This is a genomic window from Variovorax sp. P4_D9 (assembly GCF_056401695.1).
Genome location: NZ_JBFUIU010000309.1, coordinates 1 through 10,246, shown reverse-complemented (window position 1 = coordinate 10,246; position 10,246 = coordinate 1). Strand labels below are relative to the sequence as shown.

The following is a 10,246-nucleotide window of genomic DNA, read 5'->3' as shown; positions in this document are numbered from 1 at the left end:
GTCCAGACGAAATCGAATGCCCCCGGCCCGCTGGGGTGGATGTGCCGCGTCGAGACGCTGTTGACCTGCTGCTGCAGGATCACGCTCGGGAACAGCGTCATCATCACCGCCGTCGGGCCGCCCCACCAGGGCTCGGGAACGATGTCGAGGAATCGGTCGTCGTGGAGCTGCATGGTGTCCTTGAAGCTCGAGACCTGGGTGACCTGATCGGCCTTGCCGCCCGAGCCCCGGGTCGAGATCATGGCGGCGTGCCGATGGTGCCGATCCATCTTCAGCGCCGACTTGTTGTCGGCGCGCCAGAGCCCGAAGGTGACGAACCAGGTGTGCAGCAGGCCCGGGTGGTACGGGTCCTTGATGTTCTCCTGCATCAGCTTCCAGTTGCCGGGGATGCGCTGGCGGTTGTAGCCGAGGATCTTCAGCTTGCGGCCGTTGAACAGCCGATCGAAGCAGGCCAGGATTTCCGGGCCCATGAAGTCCTCCAGCGACTCGACATCGGGATCGAAGGACGCGAACACCACGCCACCGCGCGTCGCGACCTTCAGTTTGTTGAGGCCGTGGTCGGCCGGCCTGAAGTCGGCCGGCATCCCGCCGTTGATCTTGCCGTCCTGCTTGACGCCGCGGCGGAAGGGCACGCCCTGCAAATCGCCCTTCAGCGTGTAGTTCCACTGGTGGTAGGGGCAGGTGAATCCGCCGTCCTTCCGATTGCCGTGCCGCTCGCGGCAGAACTGCATGCCGCGGTGCGCGCAGACGTTCTCGACGACGTTGATGGCGCCCTCGGCATCACGGACCATGATGACCGAGCGCTCGCCGACCACCGTGCGCTTGAAGTCGCCGGCGTTCGGGATCTCGGCTTCCAGTCCCACGTAGCACCAGTGCCCGCGATAGAAGAAGCGCTCGAGTTCCCGTCGATGCTGATCGGCCTCCGTGTAGGCCATGAAGGGTATGCGGCTCGTGCCCTGGTCTTCCCAATGGATCTGCCGGGGAAAGATCGCTGTTGCGTCATCCATTTTTGTCTCCTGAGTCGGGTGTCGTACGACCTACGTCGTGCGGTTCAGGAATGATCGCGGCCACTGAGCCATGGATCAATAGAATATGAAAAATAGTATCTATTGATTTCGCGAATGTGAGGAAGACTTGGAACTCAAGGACATCGACCTCAACCTCCTGGTCGTCTTCCAACAGCTGCTGGTCGATCGACGGGTGTCGAAGGTGGCGACCAGCCTCGGACTTTCCCAGCCGGGCGTCAGCAATGCCCTGGCGCGCCTGCGCAAGCTCACCGGCGACCCGCTGTTCTTCCGGACCCCCAGGGGCATGGAGCCGACGCCGTTCGCGGCGCAGCTCGCCGAGCCGACGGCACGCGCGCTGCAGCTCATCCATGCGGCGATCAACCAGCAGGCCTCGTTCGACCCCGCGAGCTCGAAGCGCGCCTTCACGGTCGGAATGACCGACATCGGCGAGATCTATTTCCTGCCCAAGCTGATGAAGGAGCTGGCGCGCGTGGCGCCCGGCGTTTCGCTCAGCACCGTTCGCAACACGGCCGTCAACCTGCAGGACGAGATGGAGGCCGGCCATGTCAGCCTGGCGATCGGGTTGTTGCCGCAGCTCAAGGCCGGCTACTTCCAGCGCCGGCTGTTCAGGCAGCACTACGTCTGCATGTTCAGACGCGGCCATGCGCTCGACAAGAAGCAGATTTCCTTGAACGAGTTCTCGGCCGCCGACCACGTGGTGGTGGTGTCGGCGGGGACCGGCCATGGCCAGGCGGATGAACTGCTCGATCGCAGGAAGATCGCGCGCAAGATCGTGCTGACCGTTCCGCACTACGTGGCCGTCGGCCATATCCTGCACGACTCGGACCTCGTGGCGACCGTTCCGGAGCGGCTGGCGCAAGCCTTGGTCGAGCCCTTCGGCTTGTCCTATGTGCGGCACCCAGCCAAGCTGCCCGAGATCGCGATCAACCTGTTCTGGCACGGCCGCTACCAGAAGGACCCCGCCATCGCATGGCTGCGCGCCCTGATCATCCGGCTTCATGGGGAAGCTGCGGCCGCCTGAGGCGGCCCTCGCCCCGTCAGAGCAGCCGGGCCTCCCAGACGCCGCTGCGGACCAGCCGGGTGGCCTCGCCCGCCAGTGCCTCCATCACCACCCGCGTCGCCGGCTCGATCGTGCGGACCGACGGCGTGGCCAGGAAGTAGCTGCGCTTCAGCTCCGGCCGCACCACGCGGGCGCTGATCCAGCCTTCGGCTCCGGGCACCGAGTCGGCCAGGGTGCAGGCCGGCGTGAAGGTGAAGCCGGCGCCGCAGACGTACAGCGAGCGGATGACGCGGGCCGAGTCGTGCTCGTGCGCGATGTTCAGCGCGACGCCGAGCGAGCTGGCGGCATCCTCAACGCTCCGGCGGATCGAGAAGCGCCGGACCTGCAGCACCAGCGGCAACCGGGCTGCCTGCTCGAAGTCGATCTCGGGCCGTGCGGCCTTGCGTCCGCGGGCCCGTCGCAGCCGGGCCGCCACCGTGCCGTCGGCATCCCGTCCGCAAAGAAAGATCGATTCGCTGGCCAGCGGCTGGCAGCGCAGGCCGTCGACCTGAGGCGCGTCGACCAGGATGCCGACGTCGGCGCGCCGCTCCACCATCGCCTTCTTCACCATGATGCTGAGGTCGTCGATCACGAAGACGCGGCTCCGCGGGTGCGACTGCCTCAGCGCGGCCAGCACCGGACCGAGCAGCAGCGAGGCCAGCAGGAAGGGCGCCGCCACCGTGACCGCGCCCTCGGGGCCTTCGGGCACGCGCTGGATGCGGTCGCGCATAGCGTCGGCGTCGGACAGCAGGCGGCGCGCGTCCTGGTAGAGCTGGAGGCCGGCCGGGGTCGGCGTCACGCCGACGTGCGAGCGCTCGAAAAGCTGGCTGCCGAGCTCGCCTTCGAGCTTCTTGATCTGCGCCGTCAGGGCGGGCTGCGCGATGTAGAGCGAACCGCCGCGCGCGACAGGCTGCCGGCCTCGAGCACGGCGATGAAGTAGCGAAGGGTGCGCAGTTCCATGGCGGGCATTGTCCCGCGCGCCGCGCCGCCGCGCCGCCGCGCTGCCCGGGACCTCTCAGGACCCTGCGGGAAGGTAGTGCTCGACCAGCCGGGCCCAATAGGCGGCACCGACGGGCAGCAGGCGATCGTTGAAATCGTAGTGGGGGTTGTGGACGCTGCAGCCGCCTTGCGCCATGTCGGTGCCATTGCCGATGAATAGGTAGCAGCCGGGAACCTTCTCGAGCATGAAGGCGAAGTCCTCGCTGGCGATCACCGGCGGCCCCTGCGCGACCATGCTCTGCGCACCGATGAGGTCGCGCGCCACCGAACGCGCAAGCTCGGTTTCCCGCGCGGTGTTCACCAGCACGGGGTAGCCATGCTGGTAATCGACGTCGGCCTGGACGCCGAAGCTCTGCGCCTGCGCTCGGACCAGTTCGTGGATCCGCTGTTCCGCCAGCGCGCCTGCGCCCCGGTCCAGCGCGCGGACCGTGAGTTCCAGTCCTGCCGTCTCCGGAATCACGTTGCTGGCGGTGCCGGCCTGCAGCACGCCCACCGTCACGACCACCGCGTGCAGCGGATCGGTGTTGCGCGAGACCACGGTCTGCAGGGCCAGCACGATGCTGGCGGCGGCCACCGTGGGATCGACCGCAAGTTGCGGCATCGCGCCATGTTCCCCGCGACCCCTGAGCGTGATGAAGACCGTGTCGCCCGAAGCCATCTGGGCGCCGTCGCGGAACACCAGCTGCCCCTCGGGCAGGCCCGGCATGTTGTGCATGGCGAACACTGCGTCGCAGGGATGGCGTTCGAACAGTCCGTCCGCCATCATCCGCGAGGCGCCGTTGAGTCCCTCTTCGGCCAGCTGGAAGATCAGGTTCAAGGTGCCGTCGAACCGGCGCTGCTGCGCGATGTATCGCGCAGCGAAGAGCAGCATGGTGGTGTGGCCATCGTGGCCGCAGGCATACATGACGCCCGGACGCCGGCTGGCATAGGGGCGCTGCGCCAGCTCGGTCAGGGGCAGCGCGTCCATCTCGGCGCGCAGGCCCAGGCGCGCGCTGCCGCGTCCGAGCCGCATGCGGGCGACCAGCCCAGTGCCGCCGATGCCGCGCTCCACCTCGTAGCCCCAGGATGCCAGTCGCTCTGCCCACCAGATCGCTGGTCCTGAATTCCTCGAAGCCGAGTTCGGGATGCTGATGAATCTGCTGGGGCACCGCTGAGAACTTGGCGGCGTGGCGCTGCATCCAGTCCAGGGTCTGGGTGGCGGTCGTGCAAAGCGTCATGGCGGCTTCCTATTGCGGCTCGAGGTGGATGCGCCTGGCCAGCGTCTGGAAGCGGACGGCCTCGGCCTCCAACCGCTGGGCCGAGGATTCGAGCGACTGCGGCGCCGCCGGCCTGGAGCCGGTCGCCAGGATGGCTTTCTGAACCTTTGGCTGCGCCAGCGCGGCGTGGAGCGCCTGGTGCAGGCAGGCGACGACGGCGTCCGGCGTCTCCTTGCGCACCAACAGGCCGGACCAGGTGGTGTAGTCGAAGTCCTTCAGCAGGCTGCCTTCGCCGGCGGCGGGCAGCTCGGGCATGAGGCTATCGCGGCGCGGGCCGAGCCAGCCGAGGATCTTGAGCCTTCCCTGGGTCGCCAGGCCCTGGTAGGCGGTGGCCCACGGCATTATCGTGATGTCGACCAGTCCGGCGCCCAGGTCCTGCAGGAGAGGTGCTCCGCCCTTGCGGGACATGCAGCATCTTCGTGCCGGTGCGCGCCGCGAGGTCCTCCCCCCGCGAAGTGATAGAGCGAGCCGATGCCCACGCTGCCGTAGCTCAGCGGCTTGTTCGCCGGGTCGCGCGCATACGTGACGACATCATCGATGGACTGCACGGGCAACTCCATGCCGGGCTTCGAGGCCCACTTTCCGACGGTGAGGATCGAAGCGTACGAGCCGATCCTGGCCCTGCACCGCACCGTGTGTGCCGCGGTACCGTCCCTGATGCACGCGCTGGTGCTGCACCTGGCGCGCTATGCGGGACTGGCCGATCTGCCACATGCGGGCGCAGAGAAGATGCTGCTCAATGCCGACCGGCAGAACCTGTCGGCGGCGATGACGGCCGCCCAGGTCATGGGGCAGTCGCGCGAGATGCCCCTGGGGCGGGCGCAATCCTGGATGCAGGCGAACGCGAGCCGGCCGATCCGCCTGGCGGACGTGGCCAGGGCAGCGGCCATCAGCGAGCGCACGCTCGGCCGCCTGTTCAACCAGCACCTCGGCCGCACGCCGCTGCAGTACCTGCAGGAACTGCGTGTCCAGCGCGCGCAGATGTGGCTGGAAGGCACCTGGCGCGCGGTCGACGAGATCGCGCGCGACTGCGGCTATGCCGACACAAGCGCCTTCTGCCGCATGTTCGCCCGCCGGACCGGCAGCAGCCCGCAGCGCTACCGCGAGCGCTACAACTTCCGTGGGCCTCGCGCGCTGTGGAAGTCGGCGGCAGGGCCTGTCAGTAAACTCGCCCGATGATCCAAGCGGCCCACCCCCTCCTGCTCGGCTGCATCGCCGACGACTTCACCGGCGCCACCGACCTGGCCAACAACCTGGTGCGCGCCGGGATGCGCGTGGTCCAGACCATCGGCTTGCCCGAGGGGCCGCTGGGCGCCGAGGTCGACGCGGTGGTGGTGGCGCTGAAGTCGCGCACCATCCCGCCGGCGGAAGCGGTAGTGCAATCCTTGGCGGCGCTGCACTGGCTGCAGGCGCAGGGCGCGCGGCAGATCTACTTCAAGTACTGCTCCACCTTCGACAGCACGCCCGCGGGCAACATCGGCCCGGTGACCGAGGCGCTGATGGACGCATTGCACTGCGACTTCACCATCGCCACGCCGGCCTTCCCCGACAACAAGCGCACCGTGTTCAAGGGCTACCTGTTCGTGGGCGAGGTGCTGCTCAACGAGAGCGGCATGCAGAACCATCCGCTGACGCCGATGACCGATGCCAACCTGGTGCGGGTGCTGCAGGCCCAGAGCCGGCGCAAGGTGGGCCTGATCGACCACGTGGCGGTGGCGCAGGGCGCCGAGGCGATCGGCGCCCGCATCGCGCAGCTGCGCGGCGAGGGCGTGGGCATCGCGATCGTCGACGCGGTCTCCAACGACGATCTGCTGCGCCTCGGTCCGGCATTGGCGGGCCTGCCGCTGCTGACCGCCGGCTCGGGCGTCGCCATCGGCCTGCCGGCAAATTTCGGCCTCGCGCCGTCGTCGACCGCCAGCGCGCTGCCGGCGGCGGGCGGCCTGCGGGCCGTGGTGTCCGGCAGCTGCTCGCTGGCGACCCACCGCCAGGTGGCGGCGTTCATCGCTTCCGGCCGGCCGGCGCTGGCGCTCGATCCGCTGCAACTCGCGGCCGGCGGCGATGTCGTCGGGCAGGCGCTGGCCTGGGCCGAGCCGCTGTTGCGCGACGGGTCGGTGCTGGTCTATTCCACGGCCGCGCCATCGGCCGTGAAGGCGGTGCAGGGCCGGCTCGGCATCGAGGAGGCCGGCGCGATGGTCGAGCGCGCAATCGCCGCGATTGCGCGTGGCCTGGTGGAGCGCGGCGTGCGCCAGCTCGTGGTGGCGGGCGGCGAGACCTCCGGCGCCTGCGTGCAGGCGCTCGGCATCGCGCAGCTGCAGATCGGCGGCCAGATCGACCCCGGCGTGCCGTGGTGCCATGCGGCCTGCGCGGCGGCCGGCGCTGCGGGCCTGCACATCGCCCTGAAGTCCGGCAACTTCGGCGGCGACGACTTCTTCACCAAGTCCTTCGAGCAACTGCGATGAACGAGCATCGCGCCCGCGAGGAAATCTGCCGTGTCGGCCGCAGCCTGTTCGAGCGCGGCTACGTGCACGCGACGGCCGGCAACATCAGCGTGCGGCTCGACGACGGCTTCCTGATCACGCCCACCGATGCCTGCCTCGGCTTCCTCGATCCGGCGAAGCTGGCCCGGCTCGACAGCGGCCTGCGCCAGACCCAGGGCGACCGCGCCAGCAAGACCATCGCGCTGCATGCGCGCATCTATGGCGCGGCGAGCAGCTTCGATGCCGGCACGCGCTGCGTGATCCACACCCACAGCACCCACTGCGTGGCGCTGACGCTGCGCGAGACCGGCGCCGAACTGCTGCCGGCCCTGACGCCTTACTTCGTGATGAAGGTCGGGCGGGTGCCGATGATTCGCTATCACCGCCCGGGCGCGCCTGAAGCGGCGGCGCAGGTGGCCGAGGTCATCGCGCGCTATGGCGCGGCCGGCACGCCGATCCGCGCCGTGATGCTCGAGCGCCTGGGGCCCAATGTCTGGCACGACACGCCGGCCGCGGCGATGGCGGTGCTGGAGGAATTGGAAGAAACCGCCAGGCTCTGGCTGCTCGCGAACGGGAAGGCGGATCCGCCCGATCCGCTCGGCGAGGCCGAGATCAACGAACTGCGGCGTAATTTCGGGGCCCGCTGGTAGTCGCCCGACTCGATATCGACCGTCCGCAGGGAACCCGCGGACGCAGCGGGCGTGCGATCTCAGACGGGCACCAGATCCAGATTGGCCGGACCCGGCAACGCGTGCATGCTCGCGACGACCCTGGCGCTATAGGACTGGCTGAACACGGTGCTGATCTCGATCCAGTCGCCGCGTGCTTCCGCCGGCGTCAGGGTGATCACCATGTAGCCGCGCTTGCTGGTTTCCGCGTAGCGAAGATCGACGACCATCTTGAGGAAGGCATCCGCCAGCAGCGAATTCGAAATCAGCGGCAGCTTGGTTTCGAAGCCCGGCGAGCTCACCGACGAGCCTCCGAACTCCACCCCCACGCGCTGGCCCGTCGCGTCAGTCAGGTTGCTGCCCCACGAATTGTGCGTGTCACCGGCCAGGGAGACGAGGTTCTTGCCTTGCGAACGTGCCGCGTTCAGCACGGCTTCGCGCGCGGCGGGGTAGCCGTCCCATGCGTCCGGGTTGTAGGGAGCGCGGCGCTGGTTGACCAGGTCGCGCTGGCGGCTGCTTCGGGCGGCGTCCGGCGTCGACAGCGCCAGCAGATACTCGGCAAGGGTGTCCGGGGTGAGCGAGTTGGCGACCGTCAGCGGCACTTCCATGCGGGCCATCAGCACCTGCTGACCGAGCACTTGCCAGGTTGCGCTGGAGGCGGCCATGCGCGCCGACAGCCAGTTGAATTGCTCCGTGCCGAGAATTTGGCGCGTGGGGCTGTCGGCCGCGCCCTGCAGGTAGGCATCGAGCGACACCGGCTGGTCGCGCCCGACCAGCCGGCTGTCCAGCATATGGAGCGACACCAGATTTCCGAAATCGAAAGACCGATAGATCTTCAACGGGTCGGCCGGGTCGGGCACTCTAGTGGGCATCCACTCGTGATAGGCCTGCACCGCCGCGGCGCGCCGTGCCGCAAAGCTGCCTTCGGTAGCGGGATCGTGGTTGGTCGCGCCGCCGGACCACGCATTGTCGGCGAGCTCATGGTCATCCCAGACGGCAATCACGGGCACGCTGGCGTGCATCGCCTTCAGGTCGCTGTCGGTACGGTATTGCGCATAGCGAATGCGATAGTCGTCCAGCGTCACCGTCTCGTGCGACGGTTCGGACCTGCGGTCGGGGGAAATGGCAAGCTGCGACAGGAAGCCCACCAGCCCGTACTCGTAGATGTAGTCGCCCACGTGCAATGCAACGTCGATGTCGGTGCGCTTGGCAACCTCCGCGTACACGTTGAAGTAGCCCGCCGGGTAGTTTGCGCACGACATCAAGGCCATGCGCACCTGGGACACATTGCCGACCGGCAGAGTCTTGGTTCGACCCGAAGACGAGATGTCGGTGCCCAGCTGGAAGCGGTAGTAGTAGACGCTGGCCGGCAGCAATCCCGTGACGTCCACCTTGACCGTGTAGTCGCGTTCCGGGCCCGTGGTTGCGGCGCCCCGCGAGACTACGATCCCGAAATTCGGGTCGCTCGCGATCTCCCACGTCAGGTTCAGCGTGCCGGGACTCGAGACCGTCACCCGGGTCCACAGGATCACGCGATCGGACAAGGGATCTCCGCTGGCAACGCCGTGCTTGAACGAGGTGGTGACATTGGGATCGCTGGGGGTTCCGGTGCCGCCGATGCCACCGCCCAGGTTGCCGCCTCCGCCACCACCGCCTCCGCCACCACAACCCGTGGTGCTGACACCCGCGACCACGAGCATCGCGTAGAAGACGGCGTCTCTGATCACACTTCGCCGTGAGGGGCCGGCGTCCTCGGGGGCGACCGACGCGCGGAGGCCGGAAGGATTGCCTGGGGTCGATGTGTTGCCCTGCCTGCGTGAGTTCATTGGAAGTCCCTCCGATTGGATCGCCAGCGATCCAACGGAACATGGGGGCCGAGGCGCGGAACGAATGTCAGACGAGAGGGGCGCACGCTGTAGGCGCCGGGCACCTCTCGCCGACGTGCCCGGCGCTACAGCAGGAAGGGTACGAACCGACGCGTGCGGCCCATGTAGTCCTGGTACACCTCGCCGAAATGTGCCAGGCATTCCTGCTCTTCGCGAAACGCGGTGACGAAGAGCAGCACCGTCGCCGTCAGCGCCAGCGCCAGGCCCATCCACGTGAACTGCTGGAGGAAGATGCCCCAGGCCAGGCAGATCAGCGCCGTGTACATCGGATGGCGGATGTAGCGGAACGCCCCGGCCGTCACCAGCGTGGTCGTCTTCTCGAAGGCGAGGAGGRCCGCATCCTGGCGCGCCTCGCTGGGATGGCCGAATCGCGTCAACAGGCGAAACGCATGCAGCGGAAGCCAGACGGAGGTGATGAACAGCACCAGCGCCAACAGTTTGTGCGGCGCGAGCGGGCCGTCGCCCCAGACGGGCAGGTTGATCCAGATCAGCCCCAGGATGCACTCCCAGGCAAAGAAGCGCGAAAAGCCGTGCGATCGCGGACGCCTGATGGCGCCACGCGAGATGTAGAGGAGCACCGAACTCACGACGACGAAGGTCGGAGGGTAGGCCGCGAGGGGGAGAAGCATTTGGCGGAATTTACACGGAGCGCCGCGGCCCCGGAATGGTGCCCGCGCTGGCTGATTCCGAGGGCGGCGAACGCAGGACCGGACCTTCCCGACGACGCCCCGGTTCGCTATGCTCGCAGAAGCGGCTGGGGCGGCGTCCTCGTCAAGTCCGAATGCCTTGAACCCGGCCGTCAGACCGTCGATCGGAGAGATCGTGAAGAAGATGGCGAGTTCAATTCTTCTGTGCCTGGCCGGCTGCGCAAGCACCCCGCCTCAGGGCTATTC

The 10,246-nt window shown here is 68.1% G+C and carries 8 protein-coding genes and 2 pseudogenes; 4 read left to right on the top strand and 6 right to left on the bottom strand.

The window, feature by feature from the left end; translation table 11 throughout:
- The coding region (locus tag AC1DY5_RS28280; RefSeq protein ID WP_478116773.1) for a Rieske 2Fe-2S domain-containing protein at window positions 1–1,007 on the bottom strand (1,007 nt) is incomplete at its 3' end.
- A 127-nt stretch (window positions 1,008–1,134) separates the two neighbouring features.
- Here AC1DY5_RS28280 and AC1DY5_RS28275 point away from each other — a divergent pair.
- A complete protein-coding gene (locus tag AC1DY5_RS28275) occupies window positions 1,135–2,049 on the top strand; it encodes a LysR family transcriptional regulator (RefSeq protein ID WP_478116771.1) in 915 nt (304 codons plus the stop codon).
- A gap of 16 nt (window positions 2,050–2,065) precedes the next feature.
- Here the strand turns inward: AC1DY5_RS28275 and AC1DY5_RS28270 are convergent.
- From AC1DY5_RS28270 to AC1DY5_RS28260, 3 genes and pseudogenes are all read right to left on the bottom strand, one after another.
- Window positions 2,066–3,027 (bottom strand): annotated as a pseudogene (locus tag AC1DY5_RS28270) (LysR family transcriptional regulator).
- Window positions 3,028–3,082: 55 nt separating this feature from the next.
- A pseudogene (locus tag AC1DY5_RS28265) lies at window positions 3,083–4,283 on the bottom strand (M20 aminoacylase family protein).
- A 9-nt stretch (window positions 4,284–4,292) separates the two neighbouring features.
- On the bottom strand, window positions 4,293–4,730 hold the full coding sequence (locus AC1DY5_RS28260) for a tripartite tricarboxylate transporter substrate-binding protein (RefSeq protein ID WP_478116769.1): 438 nt from the start codon (window positions 4,728–4,730) through the stop codon (window positions 4,293–4,295).
- A 129-nt stretch (window positions 4,731–4,859) separates the two neighbouring features.
- Between AC1DY5_RS28260 and AC1DY5_RS28255 the strand changes: the two genes are divergently transcribed.
- The 3 genes from AC1DY5_RS28255 to AC1DY5_RS28245 are packed head-to-tail and all read left to right on the top strand — an operon-like array spanning window position 4,860 to window position 7,449.
- Window positions 4,860–5,501 carry a helix-turn-helix domain-containing protein gene (locus AC1DY5_RS28255; RefSeq protein ID WP_478116767.1) on the top strand — a complete coding sequence of 214 codons (642 nt, stop codon included), beginning with the start codon at window positions 4,860–4,862 and terminating at the stop codon, window positions 5,499–5,501.
- On the top strand, window positions 5,498–6,781 hold the full coding sequence (gene otnK, locus AC1DY5_RS28250) for a 3-oxo-tetronate kinase (RefSeq protein WP_478116765.1): 1,284 nt from the start codon (window positions 5,498–5,500) through the stop codon (window positions 6,779–6,781). The genes AC1DY5_RS28255 and otnK overlap by 4 nt, the downstream gene beginning before the upstream one ends.
- Complete coding sequence (locus tag AC1DY5_RS28245; RefSeq protein WP_478116763.1) at window positions 6,778–7,449, top strand: class II aldolase/adducin family protein; 672 nt, start codon at window positions 6,778–6,780, stop codon at window positions 7,447–7,449. Before otnK ends, AC1DY5_RS28245 begins: the two co-directional genes overlap by 4 nt.
- A 59-nt stretch (window positions 7,450–7,508) precedes the next feature.
- Here AC1DY5_RS28245 and AC1DY5_RS28240 read toward each other — a convergent pair whose 3' ends face one another.
- Entirely contained in the window at window positions 7,509–9,293 is a 1,785-nt protein-coding gene (locus AC1DY5_RS28240; protein ID WP_478116761.1) for an alkaline phosphatase D family protein, read from the bottom strand.
- Between the two features lie 125 nt (window positions 9,294–9,418).
- On the bottom strand, window positions 9,419–9,982 hold the full coding sequence (locus AC1DY5_RS28235) for a methyltransferase family protein (protein ID WP_478116760.1): 564 nt from the start codon (window positions 9,980–9,982) through the stop codon (window positions 9,419–9,421).
- Between the last annotated feature and the right edge of the window lie 264 nt (window positions 9,983–10,246).

Excerpts from the sequence above, each read along its gene's own strand:
- AC1DY5_RS28260 (WP_478116769.1), bottom strand. The coding sequence starts at position 4,730 with ATGTCCCGCAAGGGCGGAGCACCTCTCCTGCAGGACCTGGGCGCCGGA.
- AC1DY5_RS28255 (WP_478116767.1), top strand. The coding sequence starts at position 4,860 with ATGGACTGCACGGGCAACTCCATGCCGGGCTTCGAGGCCCACTTTCCG.
- otnK (WP_478116765.1), top strand. The coding sequence starts at position 5,498 with ATGATCCAAGCGGCCCACCCCCTCCTGCTCGGCTGCATCGCCGACGAC.
- AC1DY5_RS28245 (WP_478116763.1), top strand. The coding sequence starts at position 6,778 with ATGAACGAGCATCGCGCCCGCGAGGAAATCTGCCGTGTCGGCCGCAGC.
- AC1DY5_RS28240 (WP_478116761.1), bottom strand. The coding sequence starts at position 9,293 with ATGAACTCACGCAGGCAGGGCAACACATCGACCCCAGGCAATCCTTCC.